This window comes from Streptomyces sp. NTD107 (assembly GCF_059510435.1).
The window spans coordinates 115,374-135,924 of record NZ_JCAJZV010000005.1 but is presented as its reverse complement, the minus strand read 5'-3'; the positions used below and the strand labels follow the sequence as shown (position 1 = coordinate 135,924).

Here is a 20,551-nt window from a genome sequence, read left to right as displayed (position 1 = left end):
CAGGCTACGTCACTATGTCACGCGCGGTCAGAGGTCCTTACTCCTGGTGAGCTTGGGCTGGGGGACGGTGGCGACCCGGGTGACGTCCTTGACGAGCTCGACCACATCGGGGCCGTACGCCTGGGAGTTGACCACTTTCAGCAGCAGGACGAAGGTGCCGCCGGCGCCGTACTTGCGGCTGAGGCGGGCGTTGTGCCGGGCCAGATAGCGGGCGGCGGCCTGGTGGGTGATGGAGCGCTGGCCGCAGGCGAGGAAGACCGGGCGGCCCTCCTGGCCTGCGGTGAGGCGGGCGAGCAGGACGTGTTCGACGGAGCCGTTCTCCAGCCGGTAGCGCTCGCTGCCGATGACGAACGCCCCCCGGTCGGGTCCCGGGTCGGCGTCCGTGTTGACGGAGACTCCGGGCAGCAGGCTGTGGAGGTGGGCGGCCGAGCGGCGGTTCGCCACCGGGCTGCCGAGGCAGAATTCGGTGCGCTCCCCGAAGCCCTGCCGGGCGGTCTCCCCGGATATCAGCTGGGCGCGGGCGCCGCAGTTCCGTATCACGGCGGAGAGTTCGAGCAGGGCCATGACATCGTTGCGGGCGACCGCGCCGTCCGTGCCGGTGTCGCGGCTGACCACCAGCACGCATTCGGAGTTGTCGGGCAGGCCGAAGAATTCCTGCCGGCGGCGGTGGGCGAGGGCGCTGAGCCGGCTGCGGGCGAACCAGCCCAGGGCGATGGCGGCGAGTGCGGTCGCGGCGACCGCGATCACGAGGGTGCGGGCGTCTTCCGTCATGGGCGGGGACTCTACCGGCGGGGTGTGACGATCCTCGACCCCCCGGGCGGAACGGAGCGGGCAGGGGGCAGCGGGGTGGGAAACCCGGCGGATTCGGCGACGTAACGCTGATGCCCTTGCCACAGTGCGTGACGGATCTTAACGTCGCACCGGACCCGCTCGCTACGCGTGTCCATCGCCCCATCCACAGGAGCAGCTGATGGCTGATGCTGACGTCGTGCGCGCCGCGCTGGTGCAGGCCGCCTGGACCGGCGACACCGAGTCGATGATCACCAAGCACGAGGAGTACGCGCGCGAGGCGGCCCGGGCCGGGGCGCGGGTGATCGGCTTCCAGGAGGTGTTCAATGCCCCGTACTTCTGCCAGGTGCAGGAGGTGGAGCACTACCGGTGGGCGGAGCCGGTGCCGCAGGGCCCGACCGTCGGGCGGCTGCGGTCGCTGGCGCGGGAGACGGGCCTGGTGATCGTGGCGCCGGTCTTCGAGGTGGCGGACGCCGGCCACTACTACAACACGGCCGCCGTGATCGACGCCGACGGTACGGTGCTGGGCAAGTACCGCAAGCATCACATTCCGCAACTGCCCGGCTTCTGGGAGAAGTTCTACTTCCGCCCGGGGAATCTGGGGTGGCCGGTGTTCGACACGGCGGCGGGGCGGATCGGGGTGTACATCTGCTACGACCGGCACTTCCCGGAGGGGTGGCGGGCGTTGGGGCTCGCCGGGGCCCAGCTCGTATACAATCCGTCGGCCACATCGCGCGGTCTGTCGGCGCATCTGTGGCAGCTTGAGCAGCCGGCGGCGGCCGTGGCGAACGCGTACTTCGTGGCGGCGATCAACCGGGTGGGCACGGAGGAGTACGGCAGCAACGACTTCTACGGCACCAGCTACTTCGTCGATCCGCGCGGGCAGTTCGTGGGCGCGGTGGCCGGCGACAAGAAGGAGGAACTCCTGGTGCGTGACCTGGATTTCGCGCTGATCGAGGAGGTGCGGCAGCAGTGGGCCTTCTACCGGGACCGGCGGCCGGACGCGTACGAGGGACTGGTGCGGCCATGAGCGCGGGCACCGGATCGCTGTACGAGCGGCACCGCGCCGTACTGCCGCAGTGGCTGGCGCTGTACTACGAACGGCCATTGGAGCTCACCCACGGCGCCCGCCGGCATGTGTGGGACGCGGACGGCAACCGCTATCTGGACTTCTTCGGCGGCATCCTGACGACGATGACGGCGCACGCGCTGCCGGAGGTGGCGAAGGCCGTCAGCGAGCAGGCGGCGCGGCTGGTGCACAGCTCGACGCTGTATCTGAGCCGCCCGATGGTGGAGTTGGCGGAGCGGATCGCGGATCTGTCCGGGATCGAGGACGCCCGGGTGTTCTTCACGACCTCCGGGACCGAGGCGAACGACACGGCGCTGCTGCTGGCGTCGGCGTATCGCGGGGGCGCCAATCAGGTGCTGGCGATGCGCAACAGCTACCACGGGCGGTCCTTCGCCACCGTGGGCCTCACGGGGAACGCGGGCTGGACCCCGACCACGCTGTCGCCGTTGCAGACGCTGTACGTGCACGGGAGTGTACGGAGCCGGGGCCCGTACGCGGGGCTGTCGGACGACGCGTTCATCGCGGCGGCGGTGGCGGACCTGGAGGACATGCTGGCGCACACCCGGCCGGCCGGGGTGGCGGCGCTGATCGCCGAACCCGTGCAGGGCGTGGGCGGCTTCACCTCGGGGCCCGACGGTCTGTTCGCGGCGTTCCGGCGGGTGCTGGAGCGGGAGGGGATCGTGTGGATCAGCGACGAGGTGCAGACCGGGTGGGGCCGTACCGGCGACCACTTCTGGGGCTGGCAGGCGCACGGGGCGGCCGGGCCGCCGGATCTGCTGACCTTCGCGAAGGGGATCGGGAACGGGATGTCGATCGGGGGTGTGGTGGGGCGGGCCGGGATCATGAACGCCCTGGACGCCAACTCCATTTCGACCTTCGGCGGGAGCCCGGTGACGATGGCGGCCGGGCTGGCGAATCTGGGCTATCTGCTGGATCACGACCTTCAGTCCAACGCCCGGCGGGTGGGGGCGGTGCTCCGCGAGCGGCTGGTGGCCGGGACGGAGCGGCTGGGGCTGGTACGGGAGGTACGCGGGCGCGGTCTGATGATCGGCGTGGAGCTGGTGCGGCCGGGGAGCGATGAGCCGGATGCGGCGCTGGCGGGCCTGGTGCTGGAGCGGGCGCGGGCGGCCGGGCTGCTGATCGGCAAGGGCGGCGGGCCGGGCGCCGGCGTGCTGCGGATCGCGCCGCCGCTGAGCCTGACCGAGGAGGAGGCGCGGGAGGGGGCGGAGCTGCTGGTGGCGGCGCTGGCCGGGGTGGAGGCCGAGGTGAAGGCCGAGGTGAAGGCCGAAGGGGGGTCCGGCGGGCGCCCTTAGGGTGAGGCCCCATGGAACGGGAACCGGGAACGGAACAAGTGACGGAGCACGTACGGCGGGACGTCACGGCCGGCGAAGTCGGCGTGCTCACGCTGGATCGCCCGGCCGCGCTGAACGCCCTGACCGCCCCGATGGTGTCGGGGATCGCCTCGGCGCTGGAGCAGTGGCGGGACGATCCCGGGGTGGGCGGGGTGCTGCTGCGCAGTTCCTCGCCCCGGGCGTTCTGCGCGGGCGGGGACGTACGGGCGGTACGGGAGGCCGTGCTGGCGGGAGCGCCGGAGGCGGCGGACGCGTTCTACGCCGCCGAGTACGCGCTCAACGCCCGGATCGCGGAGTTCCCCAAGCCGTATGTCTCGCTGATCGACGGCCTGGTGATGGGCGGCGGTCTGGGGATCTCGGTGCACGGCTCGGTGCGGGTGGTGACCGAGCGGGCGGTGTTCGCGATGCCGGAGACCAGGATCGGGTTCTTCCCCGATGTCGGGGCGAGTTGGTTCCTGCCCCGGCTCGGCGGGCCGCTGGGCCGGTATCTGGGCCTGACCGGGGCGCGGCTCGACGCGGCGCGGGCGCTGGACTGCGGCCTGGCCACCCACTTCGTACCGCAGGCGGGACTTCCCTCCCTGGAGGCGTCGTTGCGGACGGCCGCTGGGGACGAGGGCCGTGGGAACGAGGGCGGTGGGACGATACTGGCGGCGGTGGAACGGTTCGCCCGCCCGGCACCCCCGGCCGGCCCCGAGTGGGCGGAGCAACGGGCAATGATCGAGAGCTGCTTCGCGGATCCGCGCCCGACGGAGATCGTGGCGCGGCTGGCCGCCGAGCCCGGTGCGTGGGCGCGCGACACCCTGGAGCTGGTGCGGGGCTTCTCCCCCACCAGTCTGTGGCTGACCTGCGAGCTGCTGGCGCGGGGGGCGGCCAGTGCGGGGCTGGCGGCCTGCCTGGAGCGGGAGTTGATGCTGGCCGGCCGGGTGGCACGCGGCCATGACTTCGCCGAGGGGGTGCGGGCGCTGCTGGTCGACAAGGATCAGACACCACGCTGGCGGCCGGAACGGCTGGATGAGGTCGATGTGGCGGGTTGGTTCGCGGGGGTGCCCGGGTAACGGGGTTCGCCGGGTTGCCCGTTGGTGCAGCGGACCCTGCCCGATGCCTGTGCCGGCCAGGGCTCGGCGCCCCTGGACGGTGCCGGTCGCGGGGCCGACGCTGGAAGGGATTCGAGTGGCCGCCGAGGGCCGAGGAGCCGGCGATGCGCGCGCATGAGCAGGGAAACGAGTTCGAGGATTCGGCCGCGACCGGCGGCCGGCACGATACGCCGCAGCGGGACGAGGCGCTGCCGAAACTGTTCCGGGCGGCCGTCGCCGGGCGCCCCGATGTGGTCGGCGCGGGCGGCATGGGCACCCTGCAACGCGCGGTCGGCAACAGCGCGGTGGGCGCGATGCTGCAACGGGAGACGGAGGGCCCGGGCGAGGAGGAGGCCGGCGGTGGCCGCTCCGCGGTGCACGAGGTGGTGGGTTCGGGCGGCGGAAGCCCGCTGGACAGCGACACCAGGTCGGACATGGAGGCACGGCTGGGGGCCGACTTCTCCGATGTCCGGGTGCACACGGACTCCCGGGCCCATGACTCGGCCAAGGAGGTGGGCGCGCACGCCTATACGGTCGGCAACGACGTGGTGTTCCAGCGCGACGCGTACTCCCCCGGCTCGGACGCGGGCCGCACCATGCTGGCGCACGAGCTGACCCATGTGATCCAGCAGCGCGGCGGCCCGGTGGACGGCACGGAGGCGGCGGGCGGCATCCGGGTGAGCGATCCGTCGGACCGCTATGAGCGGGAGGCGGTGGCCAACGCCGAGCGGGCGATGGCGGAGCCGGCGCCGTCCTCCCCCGCCGCCGAGGTGGCCCAGGCGACGCCGGATCCGGGGTTGGCGCCGGCCGTACAGCGTTCGGAGGAGGACGAGGGGGAGGACGAGGAACCGGCGGATGTGCAGGGCTCTTTCGTCCAGCGGGCGGCCGAGGAGGAGGAAGAGGACGAGGCGCCCGGGGACGCCCCGTAACCTCGGCTCAGTTCTCCGGCAGCGCGGTGAGCGTGCCGGACAGGAACAGCGCCTCCGAGCACTCGGAGGGCGCGCTGCTGGCCACCGGGCGGCCCACCTCGCGGCAGTTGAGGGTGATGGTGATCTCCTCGCCCGCCGGTACCGCGATCGGGGTGACGAAGTGGTAGTCGGTGTCGCGGAAGTTCTCCAGGGCGAGGGTGAGCAGCGGGGCGCCCTGGCTGGAGATGGTCAGATCGCCGGCGTCGCCCTGCGGGTTCTGCACCACGATGTCGGTCAGCTGGAAGGTCATGCCGCCGGGCACCTCGTACGCGCTGCGGGTGGTCGCGCCGCCGCCGGGCCCGTCCCGTACCTCGACGCGGGCGCTGGTGGGCAGCCCGGGGCCGCCGGGCTCGCCGGGCGCGGGTGAGCCACCGCCGCCGTCCGCGCCGCCGGCGTCCTGCCCGGCCGGGTCACCGCCGCCGCCACCGGCACCGCCGGCCCCGGTGTCGGCCCCGCCGTCCGGCCCGTCGGTGGTCAATCCGCCGGCGTCGCCGGGTTCGAGGCTCTCGATGACGTCCTGCACGGCGTCGGGGACGGCCTCCCGGGCGGCGGACCGTACGGTGGGCCGCAGCACCGTGAACCACAGGCCGGTGAGCAGCGCGCCGATGAGGACGACGGCGATCAGGGCGCGCGGCAGCCACTGCGGGATGATGGCCTGCTGCTCGTACACGCCGTCCAGGACCACGGGTTCGGCCGCCGGCGGTGGCGCGTCGGCGATGTCGGGGAACTCGGGCGGCGCCGTACTGACGACCGCTTGGAAGGGGTGGGTCACGGCGGCACCGCGCCACACCCGCTTGGCGGGCTTGATCTTCAGCCTGGCGAACTGGGCCTGGCCGGGCGGGATGGTGAGGGCGGCGGGTTCGAAGACCGGGCGGGCCCGGTCGGTGGACTGCTGGGTGCTGAGGTTCAGGGTGGTGGGGATGTTGCCCCGGTTGTCGACGGCGATCCGGTGCCGGCCGCGCAGCCGGCCCTGGGAGCCGCGCGGCAGCAGTTCGGCGGTGATGTCCGTGTACGGCTGCACGGTGATGGTGCGTTCGGGCACCTGGGGGCGGCCGTCGTCGCTGGTGTGGGTGATCCGCAGGCCGAGGGGCGTGGGCCCCGGGGCGATGCCGGGATCGCGCGGCGGGCGCAGCCGGAGCACGGCGGTGCCCGTGGATCCCGGGTACAGGGAGAGGGTTTCCGGCTCGACCGTGGTCCAGGCGGCACAGGGCCCGACCACCTCGAATCGGACCTCTTCGACGATGGTGCCGGAGTTCAGCACCCGTACGGGGAGGCCGGCCTCGTCACCGGGGGACACGGCGACGGGCGACTCGTCCAAGCTCGCTGACACGGTCATAACGGGCACGGTAGGGGGCGGGTGGATGGTCGGGGAGCGACCGTAAAGGAACACTTTTGGGCAACATGGCGTTCGCTCCCAGCCATCGTGGCTGCGCCGGTGATTACCCTTCCTGGTCGCGAAGCACCTCTTATGGGGGTGGGTGGGGCAATCTCATGATTGGCATATGACAAGACCATGACATGAACTAAATAGGGGGAGGACGACGCGACGTGCAACAGACAGTCACGGACCGCATCACAGTGGACCTTCGGGCTCAGGACCCCATTTCGCAGGCCGGCATCGCCAGCCACCTGCGGACCCGTCCGGAGGTACGCATCATCGACCGGAACCGGGACGCAGCCGCCGACGCCGCAGAGGTGGTGGTGGTCGTGGTGGACATCATCGACGACGGCGCCCTGCGGATCCTGCGACAGGCACAGCGCACCGGAACCCCGCGCGGAGTGCTGGTGGTGACCCAGATCGACGAACAGCAGCTGGTGAGCGCGGCGGAGTGCGGCTTCGTCGGGGTGGTGCGGCGCACGGAGGCCACACCGGAGCGGCTGATCGCGGTGATCGGCGCGGTGGCGAAGGGCGAGGGGTACGTCCCGCCGGATCTGCTGGGCGGGCTGCTGACGCAGGTCGGACGGGTACAGGGCCAGGTACTCGCCCCGCGCGGCCTGAACTTCACCGGCCTCGCGGCGCGCGAGATCGAGGTGCTGCGCCTGGTCGCCGAGGGCTACGACACCGCCGACATCGCCGTACGCCTGGCGTACTCGGAACGGACGATCAAGAACGTACTGCACGCGGTGATGACCCGGCTCAATCTGCGCAATCGCTCCCACGCGGTGGCGTACGCGCTGCGCCAGGGCCTGATCTGATCCACGAGGCGGGCGGGAGCCTTTCGGGAAGCGGCGACTTCCCGAAAGGCTGTCTCCGCTCTCGCTGCGATCCTCGCGCGCGCGGGAGACGGTGGAGATCGACGCGATCTCAAGTGAGGCGGGGTGGGCCGTGCGGGGGTTTGCAGCATGGGGGCGGGCGGAACGACCGGGCGGCGGCGGCCGGTGGCGGCTGGCGCTGGGCACCGTACTGGTACTGCTGGCCGCCTCGATCTCCGGCTCGGCGGCGGGCGGCGCCGCCTACGCCGCGGCCTCGCTCCCCGACCTGGGCACCACCCCGGGCGGGGTGACGCGGGACGCGGACCCGGGCGAGGCGATCGAGGTGGAGAAGAACATCGGCACCCCGGAAGTGCCGCCGCGCCCCGATGTGGTGCTGCTGGTGGACGGTACGGGGAGCATGCAGCCGACCATCGACCAGTTGAAGGACACCTTGGCAGACGTCACCGGCCGGGTACGGCAGGAACAGCCGGATTCGCGCTTCGCGGTGATCAGCTTCGGCGACCACAACGATGACACGGACCGCACCCGGACCTTCCAGGTGCACACCGGGCTGACGTATGACCTGACGGCCGTTCAGGACGGCGTGGACGACATCGAGGCCGACCGGGGAGGGTGGAGCGGCGGGCCTGCGGAGGACTGGATCAACGCCCTGTGGCAGATCGGCACGGGGGCGGGCGGCGACACCGAGTTCCGAGACGGTGCGAGTCCGATCATCGTGCTGATCGGCGACGCGTCCAGTCATGACCCCAGCATGGGTCACTCTCTCAGCAACACCGTGACCCTCCTCCAGAACATCGGCGCCCGGATCGTAGCCGTGGACATCGACACTCCGGACGGTGACGGTCTCAACGGCGATGGCACACACCCGGATTGGGGCGAGCCCGACCAACGGCACCCGCCCGGCCAGGCCGACACACTGGTGGCAGCGACCAACGGGCGGCTCGTCGAGGGCATCGACCCGACCCAGGTGACCGACGCCATTGTCGACGGGCTCACCAATCTGCCGACCACCGTCACCCACCAGATCCTGATATGCGACCCGGCCCTGACCGTCACACTGGCACCCGACCACCAGGACGTGACGAGCGGCGGTACCGCGACGTTCGGTGAAACCATCTCCGTTGCTGAGGACGCCCCGCAGGGCGCGACGCTCAGCTGCGTCGTCCAGTTCCTGCTGAACGGCCGGGCCCCGACCGGCATTCCGCCCGAGCTGCTGGATCCCGAGGCGCCCCCGCCGGCGGCGCCGGAGGACGACGAGGAGGCCGATCCCGACTACCGGCAGACCATCACCATCACCGTCAACGACCTCGGCGCACCGGTCGTCACGGTGGACGACCGCACCGTGCAGGCGACGGGAGAGGACGGGGCGGTGGTCGAGTTCACCGCCACGGCCGTGGACGAGGTGGACGGCGAGCTGCCGGTGGAGTGCGTACCGCCGTCCGGGTCGCTGTTCCCGGTCGGTACGACGCAGGTGGTGTGCACGGCCACCGACTCGGCGGGCAACACGGGGACGGGCACGGCGACCTTCACGATCCTCCCCGTGCCGCCCGTACCACCCGACCCGCCGGCCCCGCCCCCGCCACCCTCGGCGGATATCGCGGTCACGGCGGCGGTGGATCCCGTACCGGGCTATACGGGGCTGCCGGTGACCACCGAGTTCACCATCACCAACGCCGGCCCGGACCGGGCGGAGGGCGTGGTCCTGGCGACGGCGTGGCCCCGGCGCCCGGACCCGGCGGACCGTACGGTGGAGGCGCAGTCGGCGTGCACGGCGGCGGCCCCCTGCTCGATCGCGCCGGGTGCGCGCCTGACGGTCACCCAGTCCGCCAGGTACGGGCTGCCGCTGAGCGGCGAACTGCGGGCCACGGTCAGCGCCACGACGGCCGACCCCAGGGGTGCCAACAACGCGACGACGGCCCGTATCGACATCCTCCAGCCGGAGATCACCATCACCCCCGAGGTCGGAGCCCCGGGCTCGGTGGTGATCGCGCGCGGGGAGAACTTCCCGCCGGGTACGGAGGTGGCGCTGACCTGGGCGCCGGGCATCACCGCGGCGCGGGCACCCGTACGGGCGGGGCCGGACGGCACGTTCGAGGCGCAGGTGCTGGTGCTGCGCAAGGACCAGCTCGGCGCGCGCGTGCTGCGGGTGGAGACGGCGGAGTTCGAACCGTTCGAAGAGGACTTCCTGGTGGTGCAGCGGACGTTGCGGCCGCCGGACTTCGTCGGACGCAGCTGACGAGGGGCGGGCGGAGCTCAGGATGATCCATGAGGTGGACGAGGCGCTGCGCGGGCTGCTGCGGGCGGAGGTGATCGCGGGCGGGCAGATCGCGATCGTCTTCGAGGCGCCGACGCGGGAATGGGCGGCGAAGGTCAACGCGCCGACGGTGAACCTGTACTTGTACGACATCCGGGAGGACATGCGGCGCCGGGAGCGCGGGCTGCACAACGAGTACAACGAGGCCGGCATCGTCGTGGCGCGCCGCCGCCCGCCGCGTTACTTCAAGCTGTCGTACCTGATCACGGCCTGGACCAAACGCCCGGAGGACGAACACCGTCTGCTGTCCTCCCTCCTGATCTCCCTCCTCCGCCAGGACGCCCTGCCGACCGCGTACCTGACCGGCTTCCTGTCGGAGCTGGGCATCGCGATCCCGATGACGATCGCGCTGCCGCCGCCGGAGGACCGTTCGTTCGCGGATGTCTGGAGCGCGCTGGGGGGCGAACTGAAGCCGTCCCTGGATCTGGTGATCAGCGTTCCGGTGACGGAATCCCCGCTGTACCCGGCCGGCCCGCCGGTCACGGACGGCGGCGTGAGCCTCGGCATGACGAACACGGCGGAAGCCACCGGGGCATGACACCCCACCACCTCCTGCACCGAGCGCGCCAGGTGGAACAACGCATCCGCCACGCGGTGGCGGAGCGCCGCCGGACCGACCCGGACCCGGACGACGCGTTCCGCGGCCTCTATCTGAGCGAGGAAAGCATCCAGCGGCTGCTGGACGAAGGCCGCGACGTGGCAGTCACGGCAACCCCAGGGGTCAACGAGGAAGACACCCCACCGGACGACACCAGGCTGAACACCCTGGCCAGGACCTTCACCCTCACGCCACTGGACGTGGAGATCCTGCTGATAGCGCTCCTGCCCGACCTGGATGACCGGTTCGAATCGTTCTACGGCTATCTGCACGACGACGTGACGCGCCGCCGGCCGTCGATCGGCCTGGCGCTGGGCCTGTGCGGCACCTCCCCGGCGGACGCCACGGCCCGCGACCGTCTGGCACCGCGATCGCCGCTCATCGACAGCGGTCTGCTGCTGACGGAGGACCTGGACCGGCCGTTCCTGACCCGCGCGCTGCGGGTCCCGGACCGGGTCACCTCCCACCTGCTGGGCAGCGACATCCCCGACCCGCGCATCGCCCATCTCCTGGCCGAGGAGGGCACGCCGTACCCGGCCGGCGACGCGGCCCCGCTGACGAAGGCCCTGAGCGCGGGCGCCCACCTCGTGTACGTGAAGTCCCCGCTGGGCGGTACGGCGCACACCATCGCGGCCCAGGCCCTGTCGGCGACGGGCAGCGGCGCCCTCACGGTGAACCTGCACCGGCTGACGGAGGACCCCGCCCCGGCCCAGGCGGTCCGCACCCTGATCCGGGAGGCCCGCCTGACGAACGCGGGCCTGATCTGCACGCCGGTGGACGCCCTGGCCCCGAACCACGTGCCGACCCTGCGCCTGCTCACCCAGTGCTCCCAACCTCTGATCCTGACCGGCACCATCCCCTGGGACGCGGACTGGTCGACCGACCAGCCCCTGCCCCTGACCGCACCGAGAGTGGAGCCGGCCGAACGGGCGGAGATCTGGTCAGCAGCGCACGGTGGACCGGTCGGCCCAAAGGTGGACCTGCCCGCCCTCCTCGCCCCCTTCCTCCTGACCCCCGCCCAACTGGCCGGCGCGGCCCGCACCGCCGCCCGGGCGGCGCTCCTGACGGACGGCGAACTCCGCCCCGAACACATCAGCGCCGGCGCCCGCGCCCAGAACGCGGCCGGCCTGGACCGCCTGGCCCGCCGCATCGAACCCTCCGTCACCTGGCACGACCTGGTCCTGCCGCCCGACACCCTGACCCAACTCCACGAACTGGCGGCCCGGGCCCGGCACCGCGACCAGGTCCTCGGCACCTGGTCCATGCGCCCGGGCGGCGGCCGGGGCCGCGGCGTATCGGCGTTGTTCGCGGGCGACTCGGGAACGGGAAAAACCATGTCGGCGGAGGTCATCGCCGCGGATCTGGGCCTCGACCTCTACACGGTGGATCTCGCCACGGTCATCGACAAATACGTGGGCGAGACCGAGAAAAACCTGGAACGCATCTTCACCGAGGCGGCCGGCATCAACGGCGTCCTGCTCTTCGACGAGGCGGACGCGATCTTCGGCAAACGCTCCGAGGTGAAGGACGCCCACGACCGCTACGCGAACGTGGAGAGCGCCTACCTCCTCCAACGCATGGAGTCCTTCGACGGCCTGGCCATCCTGTCGACGAATCTACGGGCCAACCTGGACGACGCCTTCACCCGCCGCCTGGACCTGGTCATCGACTTCCCCTTGCCGGACCCCACCCACCGCAAACACCTGTGGACCAACTCCCTGGGCACGGAGGTCCCCCTCTCCCCCGACCTGGACCTGGACTTCTGCGCCGAATCCTTCGAACTCTCCGGCGGCAACATCCGCTCGATCGCCATCACAGCGGCCTACCTGGCCGCGACGGCGGACTCTCCCATCACGATGCCCCTGTTGATCCGCGCAATCCAACGCGAATACCAAAAGCTGGGCCGTCTCACCCTGGCCTCAGAATTCGGCCCTTACTTGAATTTACTCACATAAACTTCATGAGCCACAGGGCGGAATGTCTCTGATTCTTCAGAAGTAATATCCGGCATTCTCGCCGAAAAGTGCTAGGAAATCCAATCGACACATTCTGGCCGACTTCCCGTCTGGACGTATTCTCGAATTGCACGGATGGCGATGGCAACACTAGCCCGAGAATACTTTTCCGAGATTTCCACGGGGGGATATTGCGAAGACTCCAACACCGTAAAAGGCTTACCGCTGTTCTGATAGTCTGGCTCGACACCAATCTGCTCGGTTGGGAGCCAGCGCAAAGCTGCCCTTCCGGTCGGCCCATGTACATCCACTCGAAGGCACCCGGGGGAAAATTGGCTGCCCCAGATCGGCTCACCCCACCACATTGTCAGCGCGCCCGAAATTGGCAAACCGTCTTCATCGCGAAGCGTCCATCGTTCCATCAATTCGCGAACCAGTTCCTCGGCAGAATCCGCGTCAGTTACATTCTCTGAACAAATGTCCCACCACACACCGGCAATGGCTTGAAATTCTTCCACCCTTGCAGTTTCGAAATCCCCTGTACCCGGAAATGCATTGCCAAATACTTTCTCGGACTCAGAGTCAGATGTCGGCATTAATTCCCTCTCCATTTCCCGTGTAGTCATTGAAGTGCCTCACCGTACCGTCTGCATACTTTACCGCCACGCGAAGCACAAAACCCACAGGGAGCATAGCAGGCAACGACTCCTGGCAGCCATTCGGGCCTTCGCATGGATCATTATTGATGACTACCCACGCGCTACTGACGGAGTATTTCCGCATTTGTCGAGCAGCTTTTGCTTCTGCGTGATCAACCGAAACAGGCCTAAACCTGCGCTTCAGATCACTAACAGTATCAGCATCCCTCCCGCTTATTACATGCAATCCCGGACCGCCGGCCGAGACGATATATCCCTCCGTCTTATCTTTAGCACCGCTGCGATCGGGAAGTTTTTCGGCAAACTCACCCAAGCGTTCAGGAACGGGGGGATACACCGTGACTTTCCCCGAAGGGATCTTTTCTGTAGGTGAATCTGCTCGCTGTATCACTCCTTTCGCATGGACAAATCTATACGCACCTTCATCGCGATCAACAATGAGGCGAAGGGTCGTGAGGCCGTAGCGGCTCTTTATTGCAGGAAATCGATGCTCAACGTCTTTTTGATCGGCGCCCTGTTTTATCGCTTCATGGGCAGCGCCGATACCTTCTCTTAAGTTCGCATTGGCGTCATCGGAATTATCATTTCGCCCCCCTTTTGATTTGCCCCAGAGTTGCCTTCCCTTTTGAGCAATCTTGTTGATGATTTTGTCGACGGCTCGGCCTACCGGGCGGGAGACCTTCTGGAAGACGTTCTTGACCTTGTTGGCCAGGCCGCCGATGCCCAGGAGGGCGGCCAGGAGGCCCAGGAGGAGGGGGATGCTTGTCGAGAGGGCGGATTCGATGAGCTTGGGGACGCCGGCTGCTGCTCCGTCTGCTATGGCTATGACCGCGTCGAGGATCGCGTTCATGAAGTCGGTGATCTGGGCGGCCTGGGTCACGATGAAGGTGACGATGTCGATGATTCCCTTGACCGCGCGGACGAAGGCCGAGGCGGGGGTCAGGAGGGAGACGATCCAGGCGATGCCGGCCATGATGACCGTGGGGATCAGGTAGGACTTCAGGTCGTCCAGGATGGTTTTCTTCAGGTTCCCCGCGTCATTTTCTATTTCTTTTGCCAGGCCGGCGGGGCCCTCTCTTTGGAGGGTCTGGGCCGCGGGGACCGATTTTTCTACCGTCGCCATGGCTTTTTCTGGGACGCCCTTGCGGACGATCTTGGCGCGGATGGTTTCCCAGGTGAGGCCGAGGAGGGAGGCCAGGAGCTGGATGATGCCCTTGGGGTCGAACTTCGCCGGGATCTGGAGGCCGGTCTTCACAGCGGTGCCCAGGAGCCAGGAGACCAGGCCGGATTTGAGGTGTTGTTCGATGTTGGAGGTGAAGAGGTTCAGGCCGTCGCCGATGAAGCGCACCACGTTGCCCAGGAACCCGATGGGGTCCTTGATGATCTTGGTGACCGCCGTGACCGCTTTGGCCAGGATGCCCATCAGGGCGTTGGTCAGCTCGATGATGGTCTGGATGACGCCGACCACCGCGTCCTTGACGCGGTCCCACAGGCCCTTGTTCGCTTCCTGGAGTTCTTTTATCTCCTCGTCGATCGCGTCGAGGGACTCGGTGTACTTCTGGGCCAGGTCCTGGACCAGTTGCTCGGATTTCTCGTTGACCTCCGATTCGAGGTCGTCGAACTTTCCTGAGAAGTCCGCCGCCGCTTCCTCGCCGAACTGCTTCAGGTCTGCCGGGAGTTTCTCCACCTCGGCCCGGAGTTCTGTGCGGCCCTGCTTGATGCGGTTCTTCGCGTGGCCCAGTTCGCGGCCGATCGTGTCGGCGATGTCCGAGATGACGCCCTGCATCTTGGTGACATAGAGCTTGCGGGACTCCTGGTAGAGGTCGTTCGCCTCATCCGGGAGGCCGGCGAACAGGTCCTTGCCCCAGCGGAGTTTTCCGTCGAAGCCGGAGTAGCGTTTCTTCTTGTATGCCTTCATCCGGTCTTCGTGGTCCTTGGTGAAGGCATCCCGGGCCTTCTTCTCCCCGTCCGTGAACTCCTTGTCTACTTTTCCGTCGAGATCTTCCAGTGTCTTCTCGACATCTTTTTTGGTTTCATCGAAGACTTTTTTAAGTTTTGCCGTTACCTGTTCGCGTTTCGTTTCATCCGCAGACTTGGTCTCGCCCTTGCCCGAGTCGACCTGGGATCCGGTTTCCTGGCGGGTCGCCGTCAGGCCGGCCATGGCCTGGGCGCCGGCCGCTGCCGCGCCGGATTTGGCGGTCTGGAGTTCTTCGTTCTCCGCCGCTCTGGCCTGGCCGGGGGCCAACGCCGTTTCTTCCTCGCCCTTCTTCTTCTCCGCCAGGGCGTTGTCGAACTCGGGCTCGTTGCCCTTCGCCAGCTGCTCCTCGGTGACATCCGCGTCCGCGAGCTGCTGTTCCGTCTCCTGCTGCCCCTCGGAGAAGTCGGTGACCTCGTCCGGCTGGCGTTCCGGGATCGCGTCCGAGGCGTTCGGGGCGCCCGGGTTCAGGGGTGCCTGGTCCGCGGTGAGGGGGGTGACCTCTTTGTCCGTGGTGTTGGAGGTGTCCGGGGCTTGTGATGTTGTGGTGGTGAGTTCTTCCGACGAGGACTTGGTGCCGTCGCTGACCTGGCCGTCGACCTCGTCCTTGATCCGGTCCGCGTTGCCGGAGTCCGCGAAGTTGTCCGCCTCGTCGAGGTTCTTCGGCGCCTGGGCGTCGACCGCCTGGTTCACCGCCGTGATGAAGGCCGCCTTGTCGAAGTCGCCGGGCTCGGCGGCGTTCATCTTCTCGGCGTGCTGGGTCTTGGCCTGGGCTTCCTTGTCGTCCGGCGGTGCCACGGCCGCGTCCTGGGCAGCCCGGGATTCCAGCGCGGCGGGCGGGTGGGCGGAGAGCTTCTGTCGCTTGGCTCCGATGTCCGCGTTGACCTTGCGCAAGCCCGGGGCCTGGGCCGGCGGCGGCTTCACCGGGGGTGTGTAGCGCTGGGCGACCAGGCGGGCTACCGCCGCGTTTCCCGCTGTTCTCTGTAAGTGATGGAGGGCGGCGGTGGGGGCTGGTGTGGCCGCTGGGGTTTTGGCGTTCTGGTGTTCCGGGAGGGGCTGTTTCCCGGTCTCCGTCCGCGCCATTCCCTCACCGTGCCGATGGGAGGCGGCAGCCGGTAGAGGGGGGCGGGGATGTTTCTCTTTCTCTTTCGCGATCTTTCACCATGGGGCAGGGGCGTCTGCACGGTTGGGCGGCCCCTCGGACGTTCCCGGTGATCCACTCATGGCGAAAAATCGGTGTTGTTTCCCCGGCCAAGGAGAGTGGTATGCCGTCGTACCTGTCCCCGGGTGTGTACGTCGAAGAGGTGGAGTCAGGGAGCCGGCCGATCGAAGGGGTCGGGACGGCTGTCGCCGCCTTTATCGGGTTCGCACAGAAGGGGCCCTTCAACGAGCCCACGCTGGTCTCCAACTGGAGTCAGTTCATCAGCGTCTTCGGCGATTTCGTTGAGGGCACCTATCTCGCGTCATCCGTCTACGGCTACTTCGCCAACGGTGGTGGAGTGGCCTACGTGGTCCGCATCGGGCAGGGCGGTGAGAGCGCCGAGCCGGCACAGGCGCAGCTCGGGCCCTACACGGTGCGGGTGTTGCCCGGTGTGACGGGTGAGATCAGCGTGGAGGTTGTTCATCCGGAAGGGGATGGCGCCGATGACGGGCTTTTCACTCTCCTGGTGAGGAGGGACGGCGACACCGTCGAGACGTTTTCCGGGGTCAGTACGAAGCGGAACAAGGACAACGTCGCCACCCAGGTCAAGGCCCGGTCCGAGGTGATCCGGCTGGACGTCGTGCAGCGGGGTGCCATCACCGTACGGCCCGAGGCCCAGTCCGTTACGTTGTCCGCGTCCGCGTCGGGGCCGGGTCGGGGGCCCGCTGATGAGGGATCGCTTGAGCTGTCCGCGGATTCCTATGTCGGCGATCCCGATACCAGGACCGGGTTCGGCGGCCTGGAGGCCGTCGAAGAGGTCACCATGGTGGCCGCTCCCGATCTGATGAGTGCCTATCAGCGGGGCGCGCTGGACCTGGAGTCCGTCGTCGCGGTGCAGCAGGGACTGATCACCCACTGCGAGGCGATGGGCGACCGGGTCGCGATCCTCGATCCGCCGCCCGGGCTGAGTCCGCAGCAGGTCAAGGCATGGCGTACGGACACCACGGGGTTCGATTCCAAGTACGCGGCGCTCTACTACCCCTGGATCAAGGTGCTGGACCTGGGCCTGGGGCGGAATGTGTTCGTGCCGCCGAGCGGTCACATCGCGGGGGCCTGGGCCCGTAACGACGATTCGCGCGGGGTGCACAAGGCGCCGGCCAACGAGGTCGTACGGGGTGCCGTTGCCCTCCAGACCCAGCTCACCAAGGGGGAGCACGATCTCCTCAATCCCATCGGGGTGAACTGTGTCAGATCGTTCCCCGGGCGCGGAATTCGGGTGTGGGGGGCGCGGACCCTCTCCAGCGATCCGGCCTGGCGCTATCTGAATGTGCGCCGGCTCTTCAACTATCTGGAGGAGTCGATCCTCGCCGGCACCCAGTGGGTGGTGTTCGAGCCGAACGACGATGCGCTGTGGGCGCGGGTGCGGCGTACCATCCAGGCGTTTCTGACGAACGAGTGGCGAAAGGGCGCGCTGTTCGGGCTGACGCCGGATGACGCCTTCTACGTGAAGTGCGACCGCGAGACCAATCCGCCGGAGAGCATCGACGCCGGACAGGTGATCTGTGAGGTCGGGGTGGCGCCCGTCAAGCCGGCCGAGTTCGTGGTGTTCCGTCTCGCGCAATTGTCGGGTGGGTCCGGCGCCGTTGACGAATGATGTGAGGGGAGGAGACCGTTATGCCGCTGCCCGATCTTGACAGTTCTGTGGGGCATTCGTTCGGCCTGGAGTTCGACAGTGTTCTCATCCGGCAGATCACCGAGGTGAGTGGTCTGAAGATGGAACAGGACGTCATTGAGCTGAAGCAGAACACCGCGGACGGAAAATACGCCATCAAGAAGCTTCCCGGCCGGCCCAAGGCCGGGGAAGTGACCGTGACCCGGGGTCTCACGGAGGACAACAGCTTCGAGCGGTGGGTGAAGGATTCCCGTTTCGGGCAGATGAGCAGCGCCCGGCGCAATGGGTCGATCATCGTGTACGACTACGAGGGCATTCCCATCAAGCGGTACAAGCTGGTCAATGCCTGGCCGAAGTCGCTGGAGATCAGTGCTTTGAAGGCCGGGGACACGTCGGTGTTGACGGAGAAACTGTCCATCACGTACGAGAGCCTGGAGGTCGAGTGAGGCGGCGCGGAATTCCCACCCTTCCGGATACCACCGGGGCCGCTTCCTCGACGGCGACCATGGTGCGGGGGCGGGAGCAGGAGGAGAGGCTGCGGACGGAGTTCGCGTTCGAACTGCCCCGGGGGTACGTGGACGCGGCCGGCACCGTACACCGGTCGGGTGTGATGCGGCTGGCGACCGCGCGGGATGAGCTGGTGCCGCTGCGGGACGACCGGGTGCGGGAGAACGCCGCCTATCTGTCGGTGGTGCTCATCTCCCGGGTCATCACCAGGATCGGGTCCATCGAGGACGTCCATCCGGGTGTGGTGGAGGATCTGTTCGCCTCCGACCTGGCCTTTCTCCAGGACTTCTACCGGCGGATCAACGCCGAGGGGCATACCCGGGCTGCCGTGACCTGCCCGTCCTGTCGCGAGAGCTTCGCCGTTGATCTGGCCGGTGGCGGCGGTGCCGGTGGCGGTGGCGGTGGCGGTGGTCGCCTGGGGGAATCGTGACGTACGCGGCCGACCGTATCCATGAGGAGGTCGCGTACCTCGCCTACCACTTCCACTGGTCGCTGGACCAGATCCTCGATCTGGAGCACGCCGACCGGTTGAGGTATGTCGCGCAGGTCGCCCGGCTGGGCGGGAAGTGAGGCGGGTTCGTCGTGGGGTTGTTCTCCCGGTTGGGGTGGGGGCAAGGCAGAAAGCGGAACGAGTCGGCTGCTGATGCTGCTGCTCCGGTGACTTCCTCCGGTGCTGAGTGGCGTGATGTGCCACCCATGCAGCGGATGGTGGACGGCGGCGTCCAGTTGGTGACGGATCCCGCCGGGTTCCGGGGCTCGCTGAGCACTCGGCAGGATGTCTCGCTGACCGGGGAGCTGGGGCATCACGTCGATGAGGCGGCTCCGTCCGGGGTGGGGCATGAACTCGCCACCCCGTCGGTTCAGACCTTCGCTCCTCGGTCGGTGCAGGCTCCGGCCATCGCTCCAACGCCTGTTGAGGAATTGGGAGTGGATTCCGCAGGTGGGGAGGGGGACGAGTTCGTTTCTCTGGCCGGTTCCCGTCACAGTTCTGACGCCGCTTCTGCTTCGGCTCCTGCTTCTGCTTCTCCTTCTGCCTCTCGGACGGATTCTCCGCCTGTTCCTGTGCAACGTCTCGCGGAGGAGGCGCCGGCTGTGGATGACACGCCACTGCCGGTCGTGCGGCGGCTGGCTGTGGTGCGGCCCGACGTGCCCACCGTCGCGCGGGGCATCACGATGCCGTCGCCTGTCACGCGCGGTGGGCTGGGGCTGGGGGAACCGCTGACCGGGCTGCCGCCCACGGCGCAGCGTGATGTCGCCGGCCGCAGTACCAGTCCCGGGGCGGATCCTGACGTCGAAACCGCGCCCCTGCTGGGGGATGCGCCGTCCCTCTCCGTTCAGGAGAGCGGCGGCGGGGAGGGCCGTTCGGCCTCCGAAGGGGAGCATGACGTGGGGTCCATCGGGGTTTCCAGAGCCTTCTCTTCTTCTGTTTCTGTCCCTGTCCCTGTCCCTGATTCCCCCATTTCTTCGTCTTCTGATTCCGCTTCTTCGGGCTCTTCTTCTTCGCTCTCCTTCTCTTCCAGTGCTGTTCCCCTTCAGCGGCTGGCCGACGAAGCAGACCCGCCCCAGGCTGCTGCCGCTCCTGTGCTTCCGCTGGTCGCGCAGCGTTCGGTCACCGTGTTGCCCTCCTGGGAACGTCCGGCCGCCGGGCCCGCCCCGGACGACCCCGTACCGGTGCGGTGGTCCGGGGAGCCGGCAGCGCCGGCCGTACAGCGGGCCATTGCGCCCGCTGCCGACCCGCCCACTCCCCCGGCTCATCGCGATGCCGGGGCCGTGGCCGTCGCGGCCGGGGTGGCGCAGCGGATGGCGGATGGGTCCGTGGTGTTTCTGTCGTCCGCGGCACCGTCTCCCTCGCCGTCCCCGCCCCGCTCGCCGTCGCCGTCGCTGTCGCCGTCTCCCTCCTATCCCGCTTCCGCTTCCACCTCCACTTCTGTCTTCGCTCCGCCGCCCGCTACTTCCTCAGCCGTGCAACGGGACTCGGACGGCGCCGAGCCGCCGGTGCCCGAGGCCGAGTTCACGCCCAGCTTTGACACCTCGGAGCAGGCCGAGCCCGTATCCGATCCGGTGGCGGAGACCGGTCCGCCGGCGCCCGGCGCGCATGCCGCCGCTCCGGAGGAGGCCGGCGATGCCCCGCCGCCCAAGGTCACCGATGAGCTGGTACGGGCGCTGTTCGCCCCGCTCAGCCGGCTGCTGCGCGCCGAGTTGCGGCTGGAGCGGGAGCGCGCCGGTCAGCTCATCAAGACCCGGCACTGAACGAATCCCCCGGAT

At 68.7% G+C, this 20,551-nt stretch carries 17 protein-coding genes; 13 read left to right on the top strand and 4 right to left on the bottom strand.

What is annotated here, in order from left to right; translation table 11 throughout:
* Positions 1-27: 27 nt before the first annotated feature.
* Positions 28-771 (bottom strand): hypothetical protein, encoded by a 744-nt coding sequence (locus tag AC5WRL_RS12800; RefSeq protein ID WP_496088577.1) that lies wholly within the window; start codon positions 769-771, stop codon positions 28-30.
* A gap of 199 nt (positions 772-970) precedes the next feature.
* Here AC5WRL_RS12800 and AC5WRL_RS12795 point away from each other — a divergent pair, with 199 nt between their 5' ends.
* The 4 genes from AC5WRL_RS12795 (at position 971) to AC5WRL_RS12780 (ending at position 5,212) form a co-directional block, all read left to right on the top strand.
* Positions 971-1,819, top strand: a complete 849-nt coding sequence (locus AC5WRL_RS12795) for a nitrilase-related carbon-nitrogen hydrolase (RefSeq protein WP_496088576.1) — start codon at positions 971-973, stop codon at positions 1,817-1,819.
* On the top strand, positions 1,816-3,171 hold the full coding sequence (locus AC5WRL_RS12790) for an aspartate aminotransferase family protein (protein ID WP_496088575.1): 1,356 nt from the start codon (positions 1,816-1,818) through the stop codon (positions 3,169-3,171). Before AC5WRL_RS12795 ends, AC5WRL_RS12790 begins: the two co-directional genes overlap by 4 nt.
* Before the next feature lie 11 nt (positions 3,172-3,182).
* Entirely contained in the window at positions 3,183-4,265 is a 1,083-nt protein-coding gene (locus AC5WRL_RS12785; RefSeq protein WP_496088574.1) for an enoyl-CoA hydratase/isomerase family protein, read from the top strand.
* A 143-nt stretch (positions 4,266-4,408) separates the two neighbouring features.
* Positions 4,409-5,212: an eCIS core domain-containing protein gene (locus AC5WRL_RS12780; RefSeq protein WP_496088573.1), complete on the top strand. Its 804-nt coding sequence runs from the start codon at positions 4,409-4,411 to the stop codon at positions 5,210-5,212.
* Between the two features lie 7 nt (positions 5,213-5,219).
* Here the strand turns inward: AC5WRL_RS12780 and AC5WRL_RS12775 are convergent, their stop codons facing one another.
* Entirely contained in the window at positions 5,220-6,587 is a 1,368-nt protein-coding gene (locus AC5WRL_RS12775; RefSeq protein WP_496088572.1) for a COG1470 family protein, read from the bottom strand.
* Positions 6,588-6,829: 242 nt separating this feature from the next.
* On the opposite strand from AC5WRL_RS12775, the gene AC5WRL_RS12770 reads away from it, so the two are divergent.
* From AC5WRL_RS12770 to AC5WRL_RS12755, 4 genes are all read left to right on the top strand, one after another.
* Positions 6,830-7,447, top strand: coding sequence for a helix-turn-helix transcriptional regulator (locus AC5WRL_RS12770; protein WP_496088821.1), 618 nt, complete (start codon positions 6,830-6,832; stop codon positions 7,445-7,447).
* 130 nt (positions 7,448-7,577) lie between these two features.
* Positions 7,578-9,701, top strand: a complete 2,124-nt coding sequence (locus AC5WRL_RS12765) for an HYR domain-containing protein (RefSeq protein ID WP_496088571.1) — start codon at positions 7,578-7,580, stop codon at positions 9,699-9,701.
* 22 nt (positions 9,702-9,723) lie between these two features.
* On the top strand, positions 9,724-10,317 hold the full coding sequence (locus AC5WRL_RS12760; RefSeq protein ID WP_496088570.1) for a Pvc16 family protein: 594 nt from the start codon (positions 9,724-9,726) through the stop codon (positions 10,315-10,317).
* Complete coding sequence (locus AC5WRL_RS12755; RefSeq protein WP_496088569.1) at positions 10,314-12,332, top strand: ATP-binding protein; 2,019 nt, start codon at positions 10,314-10,316, stop codon at positions 12,330-12,332. The genes AC5WRL_RS12760 and AC5WRL_RS12755 overlap by 4 nt, the downstream gene beginning before the upstream one ends.
* Before the next feature lie 71 nt (positions 12,333-12,403).
* Here AC5WRL_RS12755 and AC5WRL_RS12750 read toward each other — a convergent pair whose 3' ends face one another.
* Together AC5WRL_RS12750 and AC5WRL_RS12745 are read right to left on the bottom strand one after the other, a co-directional pair.
* A complete protein-coding gene (locus AC5WRL_RS12750; RefSeq protein WP_496088568.1) occupies positions 12,404-12,928 on the bottom strand; it encodes a hypothetical protein in 525 nt (174 codons plus the stop codon).
* Positions 12,915-16,049, bottom strand: a complete 3,135-nt coding sequence (locus AC5WRL_RS12745; protein ID WP_496088567.1) for a DddA-like double-stranded DNA deaminase toxin — start codon at positions 16,047-16,049, stop codon at positions 12,915-12,917. The genes AC5WRL_RS12750 and AC5WRL_RS12745 overlap by 14 nt, the downstream gene beginning before the upstream one ends.
* A 182-nt stretch (positions 16,050-16,231) precedes the next feature.
* Here AC5WRL_RS12745 and AC5WRL_RS12740 point away from each other — a divergent pair, with 182 nt between their 5' ends.
* The 5 genes from AC5WRL_RS12740 to AC5WRL_RS12720 all read left to right on the top strand — a co-directional run bounded on the left by AC5WRL_RS12740 (position 16,232) and on the right by AC5WRL_RS12720 (position 20,536).
* Complete coding sequence (locus AC5WRL_RS12740) at positions 16,232-17,761, top strand: phage tail sheath family protein (RefSeq protein ID WP_496088566.1); 1,530 nt, start codon at positions 16,232-16,234, stop codon at positions 17,759-17,761.
* A gap of 20 nt (positions 17,762-17,781) precedes the next feature.
* Entirely contained in the window at positions 17,782-18,225 is a 444-nt protein-coding gene (locus tag AC5WRL_RS12735) for a phage tail protein (protein ID WP_496088565.1), read from the top strand.
* Positions 18,226-18,284: 59 nt separating this feature from the next.
* A complete protein-coding gene (locus AC5WRL_RS12730; protein WP_496088564.1) occupies positions 18,285-18,716 on the top strand; it encodes a hypothetical protein in 432 nt (143 codons plus the stop codon).
* On the top strand, positions 18,713-18,856 hold the full coding sequence (locus tag AC5WRL_RS12725; RefSeq protein ID WP_496088563.1) for a DUF6760 family protein: 144 nt from the start codon (positions 18,713-18,715) through the stop codon (positions 18,854-18,856). The genes AC5WRL_RS12730 and AC5WRL_RS12725 overlap by 4 nt, the downstream gene beginning before the upstream one ends.
* Before the next feature lie 1,392 nt (positions 18,857-20,248).
* On the top strand, positions 20,249-20,536 hold the full coding sequence (locus AC5WRL_RS12720; protein ID WP_496088562.1) for a hypothetical protein: 288 nt from the start codon (positions 20,249-20,251) through the stop codon (positions 20,534-20,536).
* Positions 20,537-20,551 lie beyond the last annotated feature (15 nt).

Bases quoted from the DNA above. Each gene is read 5' to 3' on its own strand.
- AC5WRL_RS12800 (WP_496088577.1), bottom strand. From the start codon at position 771: ATGACGGAAGACGCCCGCACCCTCGTGATCGCGGTCGCCGCGACCGCA.
- AC5WRL_RS12795 (WP_496088576.1), top strand. From the start codon at position 971: ATGGCTGATGCTGACGTCGTGCGCGCCGCGCTGGTGCAGGCCGCCTGG.
- AC5WRL_RS12790 (WP_496088575.1), top strand. From the start codon at position 1,816: ATGAGCGCGGGCACCGGATCGCTGTACGAGCGGCACCGCGCCGTACTG.
- AC5WRL_RS12785 (WP_496088574.1), top strand. From the start codon at position 3,183: ATGGAACGGGAACCGGGAACGGAACAAGTGACGGAGCACGTACGGCGG.
- AC5WRL_RS12780 (WP_496088573.1), top strand. From the start codon at position 4,409: ATGCGCGCGCATGAGCAGGGAAACGAGTTCGAGGATTCGGCCGCGACC.
- AC5WRL_RS12775 (WP_496088572.1), bottom strand. From the start codon at position 6,587: ATGACCGTGTCAGCGAGCTTGGACGAGTCGCCCGTCGCCGTGTCCCCC.
- AC5WRL_RS12760 (WP_496088570.1), top strand. From the start codon at position 9,724: ATGATCCATGAGGTGGACGAGGCGCTGCGCGGGCTGCTGCGGGCGGAG.
- AC5WRL_RS12755 (WP_496088569.1), top strand. From the start codon at position 10,314: ATGACACCCCACCACCTCCTGCACCGAGCGCGCCAGGTGGAACAACGC.
- AC5WRL_RS12750 (WP_496088568.1), bottom strand. From the start codon at position 12,928: ATGCCGACATCTGACTCTGAGTCCGAGAAAGTATTTGGCAATGCATTT.
- AC5WRL_RS12745 (WP_496088567.1), bottom strand. From the start codon at position 16,049: ATGGCGCGGACGGAGACCGGGAAACAGCCCCTCCCGGAACACCAGAAC.
- AC5WRL_RS12740 (WP_496088566.1), top strand. From the start codon at position 16,232: ATGCCGTCGTACCTGTCCCCGGGTGTGTACGTCGAAGAGGTGGAGTCA.
- AC5WRL_RS12735 (WP_496088565.1), top strand. From the start codon at position 17,782: ATGCCGCTGCCCGATCTTGACAGTTCTGTGGGGCATTCGTTCGGCCTG.
- AC5WRL_RS12730 (WP_496088564.1), top strand. From the start codon at position 18,285: ATGGTGCGGGGGCGGGAGCAGGAGGAGAGGCTGCGGACGGAGTTCGCG.